The organism is Marinobacter sp. BW6, from assembly GCF_008107725.1.
Lineage (GTDB): Bacteria > Pseudomonadota > Gammaproteobacteria > Pseudomonadales > Oleiphilaceae > Marinobacter.
On the sequence record NZ_VIRN01000064.1, the window covers coordinates 911,500 to 926,373 of the forward strand.

The 14,874-nt window shown below is 58.0% G+C and carries 15 protein-coding genes; 7 read left to right on the forward strand and 8 right to left on the reverse strand.

Going from position 1 to position 14,874, the window contains the following annotated elements; all coding sequences use genetic code 11:
• Positions 1 to 30 precede the first annotated feature (30 nt).
• The gene (gene mutY, locus FMN52_RS12710) at positions 31 to 1,098 is read right to left on the reverse strand and encodes an A/G-specific adenine glycosylase (protein WP_148608961.1); all 1,068 of its coding nucleotides are present in this window, start codon (positions 1,096 to 1,098) and stop codon (positions 31 to 33) included.
• Positions 1,098 to 3,263 (reverse strand): AsmA family protein, encoded by a 2,166-nt coding sequence (locus FMN52_RS12715; RefSeq protein ID WP_148608962.1) that lies wholly within the window; start codon positions 3,261 to 3,263, stop codon positions 1,098 to 1,100. The genes mutY and FMN52_RS12715 overlap by 1 nt, the downstream gene beginning before the upstream one ends.
• Before the next feature lie 193 nt (positions 3,264 to 3,456).
• Between FMN52_RS12715 and FMN52_RS12720 the strand changes: the two genes are divergently transcribed.
• The 5 genes from FMN52_RS12720 to hisF all read left to right on the forward strand — a co-directional run bounded on the left by FMN52_RS12720 (position 3,457) and on the right by hisF (position 6,877).
• Positions 3,457 to 3,918, forward strand: coding sequence for an SRPBCC family protein (locus FMN52_RS12720; RefSeq protein WP_148608963.1), 462 nt, complete (start codon positions 3,457 to 3,459; stop codon positions 3,916 to 3,918).
• A gap of 138 nt (positions 3,919 to 4,056) precedes the next feature.
• Positions 4,057 to 4,650: an imidazoleglycerol-phosphate dehydratase HisB gene (hisB, locus tag FMN52_RS12725; protein WP_014578250.1), complete on the forward strand. Its 594-nt coding sequence runs from the start codon at positions 4,057 to 4,059 to the stop codon at positions 4,648 to 4,650.
• A gap of 71 nt (positions 4,651 to 4,721) precedes the next feature.
• Positions 4,722 to 5,363 (forward strand): imidazole glycerol phosphate synthase subunit HisH, encoded by a 642-nt coding sequence (gene hisH, locus FMN52_RS12730; RefSeq protein WP_148608964.1) that lies wholly within the window; start codon positions 4,722 to 4,724, stop codon positions 5,361 to 5,363.
• Positions 5,357 to 6,094 carry a 1-(5-phosphoribosyl)-5-[(5-phosphoribosylamino)methylideneamino]imidazole-4-carboxamide isomerase gene (gene hisA, locus FMN52_RS12735; protein WP_148608965.1) on the forward strand — a complete coding sequence of 246 codons (738 nt, stop codon included), beginning with the start codon at positions 5,357 to 5,359 and terminating at the stop codon, positions 6,092 to 6,094. The genes hisH and hisA overlap by 7 nt, the downstream gene beginning before the upstream one ends.
• A 9-nt stretch (positions 6,095 to 6,103) precedes the next feature.
• On the forward strand, positions 6,104 to 6,877 hold the full coding sequence (hisF, locus tag FMN52_RS12740; RefSeq protein ID WP_148608966.1) for an imidazole glycerol phosphate synthase subunit HisF: 774 nt from the start codon (positions 6,104 to 6,106) through the stop codon (positions 6,875 to 6,877).
• 48 nt (positions 6,878 to 6,925) lie between these two features.
• On the opposite strand, the gene FMN52_RS12745 is transcribed toward hisF, so the two are convergent.
• The 4 genes from FMN52_RS12745 to gpmM all read right to left on the reverse strand — a co-directional run bounded on the left by FMN52_RS12745 (position 6,926) and on the right by gpmM (position 11,943).
• Positions 6,926 to 7,741, reverse strand: a complete 816-nt coding sequence (locus FMN52_RS12745; protein ID WP_148608967.1) for a divergent polysaccharide deacetylase family protein — start codon at positions 7,739 to 7,741, stop codon at positions 6,926 to 6,928.
• Complete coding sequence (locus FMN52_RS12750; RefSeq protein ID WP_148608968.1) at positions 7,738 to 9,144, reverse strand: S41 family peptidase; 1,407 nt, start codon at positions 9,142 to 9,144, stop codon at positions 7,738 to 7,740. Before FMN52_RS12750 ends, FMN52_RS12745 begins: the two co-directional genes overlap by 4 nt.
• 97 nt (positions 9,145 to 9,241) lie before the next feature.
• Positions 9,242 to 10,375, reverse strand: coding sequence for a peptidoglycan DD-metalloendopeptidase family protein (locus tag FMN52_RS12755; protein WP_148608969.1), 1,134 nt, complete (start codon positions 10,373 to 10,375; stop codon positions 9,242 to 9,244).
• Between the two features lie 20 nt (positions 10,376 to 10,395).
• Complete coding sequence (gene gpmM / locus FMN52_RS12760; protein WP_148608970.1) at positions 10,396 to 11,943, reverse strand: 2,3-bisphosphoglycerate-independent phosphoglycerate mutase; 1,548 nt, start codon at positions 11,941 to 11,943, stop codon at positions 10,396 to 10,398.
• Between the two features lie 147 nt (positions 11,944 to 12,090).
• On the opposite strand from gpmM, the gene FMN52_RS12765 reads away from it, so the two are divergent.
• Positions 12,091 to 12,507 (forward strand): rhodanese-like domain-containing protein, encoded by a 417-nt coding sequence (locus FMN52_RS12765; protein WP_148608971.1) that lies wholly within the window; start codon positions 12,091 to 12,093, stop codon positions 12,505 to 12,507.
• Between the two features lie 144 nt (positions 12,508 to 12,651).
• Positions 12,652 to 13,155, forward strand: a complete 504-nt coding sequence (gene secB / locus FMN52_RS12770; protein WP_064227537.1) for a protein-export chaperone SecB — start codon at positions 12,652 to 12,654, stop codon at positions 13,153 to 13,155.
• A gap of 50 nt (positions 13,156 to 13,205) precedes the next feature.
• Here secB and trmL read toward each other — a convergent pair whose 3' ends face one another.
• Positions 13,206 to 13,670 carry a tRNA (uridine(34)/cytosine(34)/5-carboxymethylaminomethyluridine(34)-2'-O)-methyltransferase TrmL gene (trmL, locus tag FMN52_RS12775; protein ID WP_148608972.1) on the reverse strand — a complete coding sequence of 155 codons (465 nt, stop codon included), beginning with the start codon at positions 13,668 to 13,670 and terminating at the stop codon, positions 13,206 to 13,208.
• 5 nt (positions 13,671 to 13,675) lie between these two features.
• Complete coding sequence (locus FMN52_RS12780) at positions 13,676 to 14,854, reverse strand: acetyl-CoA C-acetyltransferase (protein WP_148608973.1); 1,179 nt, start codon at positions 14,852 to 14,854, stop codon at positions 13,676 to 13,678.
• Positions 14,855 to 14,874: the final 20 nt, after the last annotated feature.

Sequence of the window (14,874 nt, forward strand, 5' to 3'; positions counted from 1 at the left end):
CGTTGCGGCTGAGGGCGCTAGCGGACCGGATTACAGCAGGGCGGCTTGCTCCGGTTCGGTAAGTAACGACCGGATCGGTGCCGGCAGACCGAGATTGAGGGCTTCATGGCGGTGAAGCCATTTCAGATGATCGTGGTCTGCAACGGTGTTGGCGCCGCCGGTGACATTCAGCCGGGCCGGCTGAATGTGCAGATGGTAATGGGAGAAGGTATGTCGGAAGCCGCTGATCAGCTCTGGTTCTGCGCAATCCAGCCCCAGGCTCTGTTCGCAGGCTTCCTGAAGCTCTTCGGCGCCATAGGCCGGGTCCAGTTCCGGCAGGCTCCAGAGGCCGCCCCAGATGCCGCTGGGCGGGCGACGCTCCAGCAGGATGCGCCCCTCGCCGTCCTCAAGGATTACCATCCAGGTGGTTTTCTCCGGCTTAGTCTTTTTGGGTTTGGAGCCGGGGTAGAGTGAGGTTTCACCCTGGGCGTAGGCTTTACAGTCCTCTTGCAGCGGGCAGCTCTCGCAGGCCGGGCGGCGGCGAGTACAGACCATGGCACCCAGATCCATAATGCCCTGGGTGTAGTCACGCACCCGTTGTTCCGGGGTATGTTCTTCGGCTCGTTGCCAGAGCTGATTGAGAACGGCGGTCTGGCCGGGCCAGCCGGGAATAGCATGGTAACGGGCCAGCACCCGTTTCACGTTGCCGTCCAGGATGGCGGCGCGAATGCCAAAGGCCTGGGCCAGAATGGCGGCGGCTGTTGAGCGGCCGATGCCGGTCAGGGATTCAAGCTCCTCCTGGGTTTGCGGGAACTCACCATCGAACTCGCGCACCACCGTCTGCGCCGCTTTCTGCAGGTTGCGGGCCCGGGCGTAGTAACCAAGACCGGACCAGTGGCTGAGCACGTCATCCACGGGTGCTTCGGCCAGCGAGTGGACGTCCGGGAAGCGTTCCATGAACGCCTCGAAGTAGGGGATAACAGTGGTTACCTGTGTCTGCTGCAGCATGATTTCGGAAACCCATACACGGTAGGCGTTCCGGTTGTGATGCCACGGCAGGTCATGCCGGCCGTGGCTGTCGTACCAATGGAGCAGTTTGTTGGCGAAGCTGTCCGGCATTAGTTGAACAGTCCTTTGAGTTTGTCGCCGATCTGTTCCTGGACCTTTTCTTTAACCTTCTCCTCCGCCTTGGTTTTTGCCTTGTCTACTTCCTCGCGTGCTTTCGCCTTGGCGGCATTTTCGGCGATGGTTTTCAGGGTGTCCCGGAAGCGGGAGCCGTCAAAGGAGCAAAGCCCTGCCGGGTCCTCGGCGAAGTTGCCGCGGCACTCCACGGGAATAACCGCGTTTTCTACATACTCGGTGACTCGGCAGGCGTTGTCTCGGTGGATCTCACCAACGACTCTCAGCCCAACCTCATAATCCAGCTGGCTCTGGGCCAGGTCTACGGTGCCATTGCCCTCGAGACGCATGCCGGCCAGCGCCGCCACCAGATCGGTGTTGTTGAGGGTGTTGCCGTTGATGTCGAGGGTGCCACGCATGTCGTTGAAAGGGGTGGTAGTGCCCCAGTCTGTCGTCGTCAGCTCATCCTGGTTGACCAGAGCGATGCCCTGGCAGGCCATGCGGGTGAGGTTCATGCGGCGGAACTCGCCCTCTGCGAGGTTGAAGCTGACCTGTCCGTCAGCATTGCTGCGCAGTGCCGAGATCCGGTTGCCAGAGGTGTTGGCGTTCACTTTGAGGTTCGCGCCGCCGGCGAGCATATCCACTTCCGCCAGATCAGTGAGCAGAGGTAGCGTCTGTACGTTGGTGAGGTCAGAGCTCACAGTCCATTTCGGATTGTCGCTGCGGGCGTCGATGGTCACGTTGGCGCCAAAGCTGCCCTCGTAGAGTTTGCCGCTGAACTCGTCAACTTTGAGCAGGCCGTTTTTCGCCGTGGTGCTGGCCTTGATTTCGTTGATGGTCAGGTTGCTGACGATCAGTTGGCCAAGGCCCAGATCAATATCCAGCAACAGGCTGCGAATAGTCTCCAGAGGCAGCAGGTCGCCCTCCGGTCCGGTTGACGCCGTTTCCCCGGATGCTGGTGCTTCTTCGGCATCTTCTTCAGCTTTAGGTGGCAGGTATCGGTCGGCATTCAACTGGTCGCCCTGGAGCTGGAAGACAACGCCTGTGTCGGCGAGGTTGTAACTGCCGGAGCCATTGAAGGTGGTGTCATCCAGTTTGATGGTCAGGTCGGTGAGTTCCACCTTTCCAGCCGGACCGCCAATGCCGGTGGAGAAGGCGATGGCTTCAAGTACGTCCGGATCGCTGGTTTCCACTGGGGGCTGGCCGAGGTTGTTCAGAAGATCCTTCAGCGAGAACTCGGGGATGGAGATCTCGCCGCTCAGGGTTGGCTTGTCGCCGAATCCGGTAACATCCAGATCGGTAGACAGGTTCAGGTTGGCCAGGCTGGCGGTAAAGCCGCTCAGGTTAGCTGTCTCGTTTTCCAGGTTCGCTCTGGCAGAGCCCGCAAGTTCAGCCGTGACCTCTTTGCCTCCGAACGGCTCGCCGGTCATGTCGAACACGGCATTCAGGCCGGATAAGGCGAACTCGTTGAGCGCCTCGTTGGCGGCGAGGCGGGCACTGATGTTGCCATCCACTTCAAACGTGGGCTGGGTGGTGGCTACCCGGAATCCGATCTCCAGCGGGAACTCGGAGCCCAGAGTGATGTTGCTGGCGTTGACTGTGAAGTTCTCCAGCGTGACCGACTGGCCGGTGCTCTTATCGGTGTAGTGCACCTGGGCGTTGCTGATCTGAACGTTTTCAACGTTGAAGTTCAGAGGCTCGCCGCCGGCGCCCTCGCTTTCTTGTGCCTGTTCATCCTGAGTTCCGGCTGTTTCCTCCGTTGCCGCTCCTGCGGCCTTCTCGGGCATGATGCGGGTCCAGTTGCCGTTGCCCTGTTCGTCCACTTCCAGGCGGGCGTCCAGCCCGTCCAGTACGAAGGTGTTAACCCTCGGGGACATGGCAATCAGTGACCAGAAATCAATCTGGGCAACCAGCTGTTCCAGGGCCACAAAACGATCACCTTCCAGTGTGGCCTCGACGGAATTCAGCTCCAGACCCAGAGGAATGAAGGACCAGCCAATATCGCCTTCAAGAACCAGATCCAGGTTCGTTGCATCTTCAACGGCCTGTTCAATCTGTGGCTTGTAGTCGTTGGGGTTGATCACGGCCATGGCGATGGCAATGGCGGCCACGGCAAGAACGATCAGCGCAACGACGGCGATCAGTACATAACGGACAGCTTTCATGATTCAGGCTTCCTTCCTAATGTTGGGAGCTTGCGGTATTCGCCGCGAATACCGATGCCGATGACTCAAAGGATAACGCAGGGTTAACAAATTAACAGCGCAGGAGTATGACAATGCGGTAGTGTTGGGCCAAAATACACCTCCTTGATTTTATGACTACATTGATACCTATAAACATAAAAAGGAGTTGGCCGTGGCTATTACCGTTTCGATTGAGCTGAACCGGGAACTTGAGATTCCGGGAGGCTATGATGAAGTCTTTGATCTGCTGGCGGATGTGCCACGTTCAGCCAGTCATTTTCCCAAAGTTCACAAACTGACCGATCTTGGCGACAACACTTACCGCTGGGAAATGGAAAAAGTCGGCGTCGACAAGCACGCGATCCAGTCGGTCTATGCCTGCAAGTACCATTCGGACAAAGACGCCGGGCGGATTACCTGGGAGCCGGTGAAAGGCGAGGGCAACGGGGTTGTGAGCGGTTCCTGGACAGTCAAATCCAAGGGTGACAATGCCACTGCTGTGAGGTTTCAGACCAGTGCCGAGTTGACTGTGCCCCTGCCCAGCCTGCTCAAGCTGGCCATCAGCCCGGTTATCAAGCACGAGTTCAATAGTCTCGTGGACACGTATATGAACAATCTGAAAAAGGCTTTCTGACAAAGCCCTTTCTGCCATAAACCCTTACTTCGCTATCGTAGCGATTAAACCGGTTGTGGGACTCCAGCGGACATAAAAGGTATAATCGTCGGATCGAATTTTTCCGGCGTTATGCCACTCAATTGTCACGGAGTCCCCATGGCCGAACGTAAGGCTCGGGTAGAAAGAAATACCCTTGAAACCCAGATCACCGTTGAGATTGATCTCGACGGCACCGGTAAATCCAGTTTCGACACCGGGGTGCCCTTTCTGGAGCACATGATGGACCAAATCGCCCGACATGGTCTGGTGGATCTGAACATTGTTTCCAGGGGTGACCTGCACATCGACGACCACCACACGGTGGAAGATATCGGTATCACCCTTGGTCAGGCCTTCAAACAGGCCGTTGGCGACAAAAAGGGCATCCGCCGTTACGGCCACGCCTATGTCCCTCTGGATGAAGCTCTCTCGCGTGTGGTTATCGACCTGTCTGGCCGCCCGGGCCTGATGATGGATGTGCCGTACACTCGCGGTGCCGTAGGTGGCTTTGACGTTGACCTGTTCGAGGAGTTCTTCCACGGCTTTGTGAATCACTCCATGGTGACCCTGCACATCGACAATCTGAAGGGCAAGAACACCCATCACCAGATTGAAACCGTGTTCAAGGCCTTCGGCCGTGCCCTGCGCATGGCGATTGAGATGGACGAGCGCATGGCCGGTATTACGCCGTCCACCAAGGGCTCTCTGTAAAAGGCTCTTCGCCAGAAGGCTCGCTTTAAGCAGTCTTTTGTCACCGGTCAATCAAGGACATCGCAACAACCATGAAAACCGTTGCCATAATCGACTACGGCATGGGCAATCTTCACTCTGCCAAAAAAGCAGTAGAGCACGTTGCCCCGGACACCACCGTACTGGTCACCGACAACGCCGAACAAATTCGTGAAGCCGACCGCGTTATCCTCCCTGGCGTCGGCGCCATCCGTGACTGTATGGCAGAAATGCATCGTCTTGGGGTGGTGGACCTGGTGCGTGAGGTCTCTCAGGACCGGCCTTTTCTGGGCATCTGCGTCGGCATGCAGGCCCTGATGTCCCGCAGTGAGGAAAATGGCGGCGTCGACTGTATCGGCCTTTTCCCTTCGGAAGTGCGCTATTTCGGTGACCACCTGACGGAAAACGGTGAGCGCCTGAAAGTGCCCCACATGGGCTGGAACCAGGTACAGCAATCCATTGATCACCCCCTGTGGCATAACATTCCCGAAGGGGACCGTTTCTACTTCGTGCACAGTTACTACGCCGAAGCCCAAGGCAACGCTGATATGGCGGGCCGCACCCACTATGGTGTAGACCTTGCGGCAGCGGTGGCACGAGACAATATTTTTGCGGTGCAATTCCACCCGGAGAAAAGCGCCCGGGCGGGTTTGCAGTTGCTTGAGAATTTTACGAACTGGACTGGAAAATGCTGATAATTCCCGCGATTGATCTTAAAGACGGCAAGTGCGTACGCCTTCGCCAGGGCCGCATGGACGACTCCACAGTGTTTGGTGACGATCCTGTCGATATGGCCACCCGCTGGGTGGAGGCCGGCGCCCGGCGCCTGCACCTGGTTGACCTGAACGGGGCCTTTGCCGGCGAGCCGGTCAACGGGGAAATCGTTCAGGCGATTGCCCGCAAATACCCGGATCTGCCGATCCAGATCGGTGGTGGTATCCGCTCAGCGGAAACCATCGAAGCCTATCTTAAGGCCGGTGTTCAGTGGGTTATCATCGGCACCAAGGCGGTGAAAGAGCCGGAATTTGTGACCGAGATGTGCAAGGAGTTCCCGGGCCATATCATCGTTGGCCTGGACGCCAAAGACGGTCGCGTGGCTACCGATGGCTGGGCCGAAGTCTCGGAAGTGATGGCCACCGACCTTGCCAAGCGCTTTGCCAACGACGGCGTGGACGCCATTGTTTACACCGACATCAGCCGCGACGGCATGATGCAGGGTGTGAACGTCGAAGCCACTGCGGCATTGGCCGAAGAAGGCGGGATCCCCGTCATCGCCTCTGGCGGCGTGACCAATATGGACGATCTGAAGCGCCTGGCTACTGTGGCCGACAAGGGCATTCTCGGCGCCATCACCGGCCGTGCCATCTATGAAGGCACACTGGATGTTGCTGAAGCCCAGGCCTTCTGCGACGGCCTGAAGGGGTAAGGACAGCTTATGGCTCTGGCGAAACGCATCATTCCCTGCCTCGATGTCGACAAAGGCCGCGTGGTGAAGGGTGTCAATTTCATTGATATCCGCGATGCCGGCGACCCGGTGGAAGTGGCCCGTCGTTACAACGAGCAGGGCGCCGACGAGATCACCTTCCTGGACATCACGGCCAGTCATGAAAGCCGTGACACCACCTATGAGACCGTTGAGCGAATGGCGGCGGAAGTCTTCATCCCGCTGACTGTTGGCGGCGGTGTGCGTACCGTGGATGACATCCGCAAACTACTGAATGCCGGCGCCGACAAGGTGTCGATCAACACCGCAGCCGTGTTCAATCCGGAGTTTGTTCGGGAAGCGGCGGAGCGCTTCGGCAGCCAGTGCATTGTGGTGGCCATTGATGCGAAGCAGGTCGGTGAGGAGGGCGAGGAGCCCCGCTGGGAAATCTTTACCCACGGTGGCCGCAAGCCCACGGGGCTGGATGCTGTGGAATGGGCGCGCAAGATGGTGGAAATGGGCGCTGGCGAGTTACTGCTGACCAGTATGGATCGGGACGGCACCAAGATCGGATTCGATCTGGGCCTGACCAAGGCCATCAGCGATGCGGTGATTGTACCGGTGATTGCCTCCGGCGGTGTCGGAGAGCTGCAGCACCTGGCCGATGGCGTTACCCAGGGCGGTGCCGATGCAGTTCTGGCGGCGTCTATTTTTCACTTCGGACAGCACACCATCCCAGAGGCCAAGGCCTTTATGAAGGCTCAGGGCATAGAGGTTCGCGAATAGAGTGAATGGTTTGTCGGATTAGGCGAAGCCGTAATCCGACAGCCCAGGTTACTTTTTCTGTGCAAAAGCAGGGCGAATGTCCTGCTTTTCTCCCTCTGCAAACATCTCCCGATTGCCGTTGCGCATGGCCCATAGGCCACTGACGGTGGCAATGGCTATACCTTGCTCATCCAGCTTGGGCAGATGCTTCTCCAGGTAATCCACGGTCACCTTGTGAGGATGGCCAATGCCGATGGCACTGCCGTTTTCTTTGGCTCGCTTGATCAGCAATTTGAACTGGCGGTCGACAAACTCTTCGGTCTGTTCATGGTCGAGAAACACGTCGCGGGTCATGGTTGGAATCTGATAGGCAGCAGCGACATCACCTGCCACGGATGATGCAATGGTGCGGCTGTCGATAAAGTACACCGGGTAGCGGAACAGCTCTTTCATTACCCAGTCCATGGGTTGCAGCTGCTGGGTCAGCAGGCTGCCCATGTGGTTGTTGACGCCCTGAACATGGGGGATGGACTGGAGCGCTCTACGCAGGGTTGTCACCATGCTCTGCTCGTCCATATCGGGCGTCAGGCCGCCCGGCCCAAGGCCATAATTGCGTGTGTTGGCCATGGGGGCGTGCAGCATGATTTCCTTGTGCTGCTTGTGGGCAAGCCGGGCAAGGGTATCCGTGTGCCTGCGGTAGGGCAGGAATGCCAGTGTCAGGGGCTGATCCAGATTCGCCAGTCGCTCGCCTTCGACAAGGCTGTGGCCCATGTCATCAATAATGATGGCAATGGTGGGTGGCAGCGCTTTTCTTGCCGGTTCCGCCGATACCGGGACAGCCGCAGACCAGAGTGCCAGGGCCAGCAGAGAAAACACTACTCTCACTGATCACTTCCTTTTGCCTTGCCCTTGTTGTTCGGGTTCAGAATCCGGATGCCCTTGAGCAGGTTCAGTGCTGAGCGCAGCTGATAATCACGATCTGCCAGGGAACTGGTTTCGCCCTTTGCGTCGTTTTCAGTGTCCTGTTGCTGACCTTCATTCTGGCCCTCAAGGTGCCCGCTCAGATCAGCTTCGGTGAAGAAGGGTTTACTGTCGAGTTCCTTCAGCTCCGCCGGTCGAACTTCAATGTCAGGTTTGATTCCGGTCGCCTGGATGGAACGGCCATTCGGTGTGTAATAGCGCGCTGTAGTCATTTTGATGGCATGGGTCTCATCCAGCGGAATCACCGTCTGAACGCTGCCCTTGCCAAAGGATTTGGTGCCCATCACCACGGCCCGCTCATGATCCTGGAGGGCGCCGGCCAGGATTTCTGACGCGGAGGCAGAGCCGCCATTGATCAGAACGACAATAGGTGTGCCTTCCATGATGTCACCAGCCCTGGCGCTGAAGCGCAGGCGCGAACTCTGGATACGTCCTTCGGTATAAACAATCAGCCCTTCATTGAGCAGAGCATCCGCAGACTCTACTGCTGCTTGGAGTACGCCGCCCGGGTTGTTTCGCAGGTCAATGATCAGCCCGTCAAGGTCACGGCCCAACTCATCTTCCAGCCCGCTAAGGGCGTCCTTGAACTGTGAACCGGTATCCGCCTGGAACTGGGTAATGCGGACATAACCGTAGCCATTCTCCAGCATCCGGGATTTCACGCTGGTGACCTTGATGATGTCGCGTTCGACTTCGATCTCGATAGGCGCGTTTTCGCCTTCACGCATAATGGTGAGTGTCAGGATGGAGCCGGGCTTGCCCCGCATGAGCTGAACAGCTTCTTCCAGGCTCATGCCTTTAACCGGTTTTTCATCGAGCTTGATGATCAGGTCTCCGGCCTGGACGCCTGCCTTTTGCGCCGGTGTGTCGTCAATGGGCGCGATAACTTTCACAAACCCATTTTCCATGCCCACTTCAATGCCCAGTCCGCCGAACTCGCCGGAGGTGCTTTCTTCCAGTTCCTCGTAATCTTTGGGGGCCAGGTAGGTGGAATGGGGGTCCAGGTCTGACAGCATCCCTTTAATGGCGCTCTCGAGGAGCTTGCGATCGCTTACTTCCTCAACATAGGCATCCTTTATGCGGCTGAATACCTCGGTAAACTTGCGGAGGTCTTCCAACGGCAGTTGTTTCTCGGGATCGGGCAGGCTGATTTCCACCCGTTCGCCGTTCTGGATGCCTTCCAGTAGCTGTTCGGTGGCGGCATCTTCATCCTGGGCCAAGGCCAGTCCGGATGCGGTTGCGAAACAGGTAGCGAGAGCAATGCTGCGTAATGGAAAGGCGTGGAGTGTACTTCTGACCCGTTTCATTCACATATCCCGTTTTTATTCCGATAGTTGGACTGGATTCCCTGACTCCGGACAGTATGGCGTTACCCGCAGCGTTTGTCAGCCCTCGCGGGGCTTCTCAGTTTGCCAGCCAACGGCCAGGATTGTCGGGTTTGCCATTGTGTCGGACCTCAAAGTAGAGGGCCGGGGAATCGGTGCCACCGGTGCGGCCGGCCTGGGCGATGGGCTCTCCGGCGGCTACCCAGTCTCCGGGGCTGGTGAACAGGCTGCTGCTGTGGCCATACAGTGTCATGTAGCCGTCACCGTGATCAATGATGGTAATCAGGCCAAACCCCCGAAGCCAGTTGGCAAACACGACCCGACCGTAATGTATGGCACGAATTTCGGCTTCGTTTCCGGTGCCGATGAGAAGGCCGTTGCGCCGGAGCTTGCCGTCGGCATAGCGCTCACCGTAACGGCTCAGTACCTGGCCTTTCACAGGCCACGGCAGTTTGTTGCGTAATGAGGCGAAGGGCTGGGACTCATTGGGTGAGGGAATGTTGTTGATTGCTTGCTGGACTTCCTCGAGCAGGTTTTCCAGCCGTTTGCGATCTGATTCCAGCTCTTTCCGTTCGCTGCGACGGTTCTGGATATCGGCATTGAGGGCGGCCAGTGTCTGCTGGCGCTCCTTTCTGGACGTTGTCAGTTCCTGCTGGCGTTTGGCGACGTTCTCTTCAGTCTTGGCCAGTTCAACCCGCGTTGACTGCACCGCAGCCTGGGTGCTTCTGAGCTCTTGCAGGCTTTGCCTGAACGCCTCAAGGCGGTGGACAGTGTCCTTGCTGAGGTATTCGTAGTAGGTCATGGTCCGGGCAATCTTGTCCGGATCTATTTCATTGAGCAGCACTTTTACAGCTGGCGCATCCCCTTCCATCCAGGCCGCGCGGATCTGCTTCTTCAGGCTGTCCCGCTGGCGGTCGAGTGTGCGGGTGAGCTCCTGCGCTTCATTCTCCAGTTCCCGAAGTCTTTGCTGCTGTTGCTCTGCCTGCTGGCGCAGGGAGCGTCGTTCGCGGGTCAGGCGGCTGATGTTTTTTTCGGTCGCGGCAAGCTGCCGCTCCAGAGAGGAGCGGTCTTCTTCGGCATCCTCCAGCCAGTCGTCGATGTCCTCAATGCGTTCCTTGAGTTCTTCGATCTGGGCTGGAGTGACCTCCTGCTGGGCGAGTGCCGGCGCTGCACCCAGAGAAAGGGTGAGCGCCAGGATTGCGGAAAGGCGCAAGGGTTGGTTCCGCTCCAGGATCAGTCGATCTCAACCAGGCTGTGGCCGGTCATTTCCTCTGGTTGCTCCAGCCCCATCAGATTGAGCAGCGAGGGTGCAACGTCGCTCAGGCTGCCGTCGTTTTTCAACACCACATTGCGGTGGCCGGTGTATACCAGTGGCACCGGGCCAATGGTGTGGGCTGTGTGAACCTGGCCGGAGTTCGGATCGGTCATCTGTTCGCAGTTGCCGTGGTCGGCGGTGATCAGTGCCTCGCCGCCGACTTCATCCAGGGCCTCAACAACACGCTTCACGCATTCGTCCAGACATTCGGCGGCCTTGATAGCCGCATCCAGCTTGCCAGTGTGGCCAACCATGTCGCCGTTGGCGTAGTTGCAGACCACCAGATCGTATTTGCCGCTCTTGATGGCTTCCACCAGCTTGTCGGTTACCTCTGGCGCGCTCATTTCCGGCTGCAGATCGTAGGTGGCGACCTTGGGCGAGGGCACCAGAATCCGGTCTTCGCCTTCGAACGGCGTTTCCAGGCCGCCGTTGAAGAAAAAGGTAACGTGGGCGTATTTCTCGGTTTCGGCAATGCGCAGCTGGGTCTTGCCCTGCTTCGCCATATACTCGCCGAGGCCGTTGGACAGCTGCTCCGGCGGGTAGGCGCAGGAGGTATTGATGTCGGCCGCGTACTCGGTCAGCATCACAAAATCGGCCAGTTCCGGGTGCTTCTTGCGGTCGAAACCGTCGAAGTCCTTCTCCACGAAGGTACGGGTCATTTCCCGGGCGCGGTCGGCCCGAAAGTTCATGAACAGCACGGCGTCGCCATCGTTGATGGTGCCCCCAGGTTCGCCCGGTGCGTGGATGCTGGTTGGTGTAACGAACTCATCGTTTTCCCCGCGCTCGTACGCCCGCTCCAGGCCAGACATCGGGTCGGCTGCCGTGAACTCTGCGGTGCCCTGGGTCATCAGGTTGTAAGCGGCTTCGACCCGATCCCAACGGTTATCACGGTCCATCGCGTAATAGCGGCCCACGATTGAAGCAATACGGCCCACACCAAGATTTTTCAGTCTGGCAGCGGCTTTTTCCAATGATGGCTTGGCGCTGCGGGGTGGCATGTCGCGGCCATCGAGGAAGGCATGGATGTAAACTTCCTTGGCGCCGCGAGCAGCGGCCAGTTCAGCAGCCGCAATAATGTGGTCTTCGTGGCTGTGCACACCACCCGGCGACATCAGGCCCATGAGGTGAACGGCACGGCCGCTCTGAACGGCCTTATCGATCGCGGAGCAGAGAACCTGGTTCTTCTGGAAAGTACCTTCTTCGAGATCCTTGTCGATGCGGGTCAGGCTCTGATACACAACACGCCCTGCGCCCAGGTTCATATGACCGACTTCCGAGTTGCCCATTTGTCCCTGAGGCAGCCCCACGAACATCCCTGAGGTGTTGATCAGGGTCTTGGGCTGGTTCTGCCACAGCTTGTCCCAGTATGGGGTGCTGGCGTTGCTGATGGCATTGTCTTCAGCCGGGTCGCGGTGGCCCCAGCCGTCCAGGATAATCAGTGCAGTCGGCTTGCGCATTGCAGTCATTATTAGTTCCGGATATGAAATATTAGTAAATTTACTAAAACAAGGATGAAGTCTATCTATTTTCGCATTTAGTGACCAGTTTCGTCACCTTCTGTCAGGGAGTCAGGCTGTGTATAATCCCGCCAAACTCATTATCAGGGTAAGTTCATGGACCGGTTGTTTGAATTTGTCGTTAACCACTACATTCTCGTGTCGCTGTTCGTGGCATTTCTGGTCGCCATCCTTATTCTGGAGTCCCGTCGCGGCGGAGCCAAGATCTCGGCCCAGGGCGCGGTCAACCTGATCAACAAGGATGAAGCTGTTGTAGTGGACATCCGGGACCGTAAGGAGTTTGGTGAGGGCCGCATTACCGGTTCGGTCAACATTCCCCTGAACAGTCTGAAGAGTCGGGTGGGCGAGCTGAGCAAGTTCAAGGACAAGCAGATTATCGTTGCCGACAAGATGGGCCAGCATTCCGCTATGGCAGTCAAACAGCTGAACGCCGAGGGCTTCAGCAATGTGGTTCGCCTGAACGGTGGCGTTGCTGACTGGAAGGCCAGCAATCTTCCACTGGTGAAGAAGTAGGGCAGCCCTTGATCTGAGGATCATTCTGCCGCACTGTTTCACATAAGCCGGCCTGGCCTAGACGTAAAATGTCCCGGCATAACGCTCCAAAGCATTCCATAATAACGGGCCCCGAGCCCATGATCGAGAACGAAAGGACTGAAAATGGCTGAGAATCAGCAAGCCGCAGCAGGCAGTGACAACCAGAACCAACCCCAGTTTGCCCTTCAACGTATTTATGTGAAGGACCTGTCTTTTGAGTCACCGAACTCTCCCACCGTATTTCAGGAGCAGTGGAAGCCACAGGTTAACCTGGATCTGAATACTTCCCACAATAAGGTCAGCGACAACCAATATGAGGTTGTGCTTTCCCTGACCGTCACCGCAAAAGTGGGCGAGAAGGTGGCATACATCGTCGAGATCCAGCAGGGTGGCGTGTTCCTGGTACAGGGCATTGAAGGTCAGCAGCTGGGCCAGATGCTGGGCGCTTACTGCCCAACTATCCTGTTCCCTTATGCTCGCGAAGCAATCGACGGTATCGTGAACAAAGGCAGCTTCCCGGCCCTGATGCTGGCGCCGGTAAACTTCGACGCCATCTATGCCCAGGCGCTCAAGCGCAAGCAGGAAGAAGCTGCGGGCGAGGCAAACGAAGAGCAGCAGACTCACTGATCGGTGGTGCGCCAATCAGTAATAAAAAAAACCGGCTTCGGCCGGTTTTTTTATGTCGCTCCGGTAAACCCCAGTTGCCGCCAGGCCTCGTAAACCACCAGAGCGGCGGTGTTGGAGAGATTCAGGCTGCGGCTTTGCGGTTGCATCGGAACCCGCAGGCGATGCTCGGGCAGCAACCCCTCTCGGACATCAGCAGGAAGACCGCGGGTTTCCGGGCCGAACATCAGGTAGTCGCCATCCTGATAGCTTACTTGATGGTAGTGGGTGCTGCCTTTGGTGGTCAGCCCGAACAGGCGTACGGGCTGCTCGCTGGCCAGGAAGTCCTGGTAGTTCCTGTGGATCTTCACCGTGGCGTACTCGCTGTAATCCAGCCCGGCCCGCCGCATCTGTTTGTCTTCCAGGTTAAACCCCAGCGGTTCAATAAGATGCAGCTGGCAGCCGGTGTTGGCGCACAGCCGGATGATATTGCCGGTATTCGGCGGTATCTCCGGCTCGTACAGCACAACGTGGAGCATGAAACTCAGCGCTCGACGGCCAGGGCAACGCCCATGCCGCCACCGATGCACAGCGTGGCCAGGCCCTTGTGAACATCACGGCGAACCATTTCATGCAGCAGGGAAACCAGGATGCGGCAGCCGGATGCGCCGATGGGGTGGCCAAGGGCAATGGCCCCGCCGTTCACGTTCACCTTGCCGGTGTCCCAACCCATGTCGCGATTTACGGAAATGGCCTGGGCTGCGAAGGCTTCGTTGGCTTCAACCAGGTCCAGATCATCTGTGTTCCAGCCCGCAAGCTTCAGGCAGCGTTGACTGGCGGGAATCGGGCCGGTGCCCATGATAGTCGGGTCCACGCCGGCGTTGGCGTAAGCCTTGATGGTGGCGATCGGAGTCAGCCCCAGTTCTTTGGCTTTCTCGGCACTGCAGACCATCACGGCAGCGGCGCCATCGTTCAGGGATGAGGCGTTGCCGGCGGTAACGGTGCCGTCCTTCTTGAAGGCCGCACGCAGTTTGCCAAGCCCCTCGGCAGTGACGCCGTCCCGGGGGCCCTCGTCGCGGTCAACCACAATCGGATCGCCCTTACGCTGGGGAATGGAGACCGGAACAATCTGACCATCGAAATAACCGGCCTCGCGAGCGGCGGCGGCCTTCTGCTGGGATGCAGCTGCAAATTCGTCCTGCTCATCACGGCTAATGCCGTATTTCTCGACGATGTTCTCGGCGGTGATACCCATATGGTAATCGTTGAAGGCATCCCACAGACCGTCCTTGATCATGGTGTCGACCATGGACCAGTTGCCCATCCGCTGGCCATTTCGGCTGTTGGGCAGCACATGGGGCGCCTGGCTCATGCTCTCCTGGCCACCGGCGATCATCATCTCGGCGTCGCCACAGCGGATGGCCTGCACCGCCATGTGAACCGCTTTTAGACCGGAGCCGCAGACCTTGTTGATCGTCATGGCGGGCACGGAGGCAGGAAGGCCGGCGTTAATGGCAGACTGGCGAGCCGGATTCTGGCCAACACCGGCGGTAAGAACCTGACCCAGCACTACCTCGTTGATCTGGTCACCGGCGACGCCGGTTTCTTCCATTAATGCCTTGATGACGGCGGTTCCCAGCTGGTCTGCGCTCAGGCTGGAAAGACCTCCGCCAAAGGTTCCGATAGCAGTACGGCGGGCGGCAACAATAACGACATCACGCATGGGGATTCTCCGGATCAGTG

Coding starts and splice junctions, on each gene's coding strand:
- FMN52_RS12780 (WP_148608973.1), bottom strand. CDS start 14,854: ATGCGTGATGTCGTTATTGTTGCCGCCCGCCGTACTGCTATCGGAACC.
- mutY (WP_148608961.1), bottom strand. CDS start 1,098: ATGCCGGACAGCTTCGCCAACAAACTGCTCCATTGGTACGACAGCCAC.
- FMN52_RS12750 (WP_148608968.1), bottom strand. CDS start 9,144: ATGAAACGGGTCAGAAGTACACTCCACGCCTTTCCATTACGCAGCATT.
- gpmM (WP_148608970.1), bottom strand. CDS start 11,943: ATGACTGCAATGCGCAAGCCGACTGCACTGATTATCCTGGACGGCTGG.
- secB (WP_064227537.1), top strand. CDS start 12,652: ATGGCTGAGAATCAGCAAGCCGCAGCAGGCAGTGACAACCAGAACCAA.
- hisA (WP_148608965.1), top strand. CDS start 5,357: ATGCTGATAATTCCCGCGATTGATCTTAAAGACGGCAAGTGCGTACGC.
- hisF (WP_148608966.1), top strand. CDS start 6,104: ATGGCTCTGGCGAAACGCATCATTCCCTGCCTCGATGTCGACAAAGGC.
- FMN52_RS12715 (WP_148608962.1), bottom strand. CDS start 3,263: ATGAAAGCTGTCCGTTATGTACTGATCGCCGTCGTTGCGCTGATCGTT.
- hisH (WP_148608964.1), top strand. CDS start 4,722: ATGAAAACCGTTGCCATAATCGACTACGGCATGGGCAATCTTCACTCT.
- FMN52_RS12765 (WP_148608971.1), top strand. CDS start 12,091: ATGGACCGGTTGTTTGAATTTGTCGTTAACCACTACATTCTCGTGTCG.
- hisB (WP_014578250.1), top strand. CDS start 4,057: ATGGCCGAACGTAAGGCTCGGGTAGAAAGAAATACCCTTGAAACCCAG.
- trmL (WP_148608972.1), bottom strand. CDS start 13,670: ATGCTCCACGTTGTGCTGTACGAGCCGGAGATACCGCCGAATACCGGC.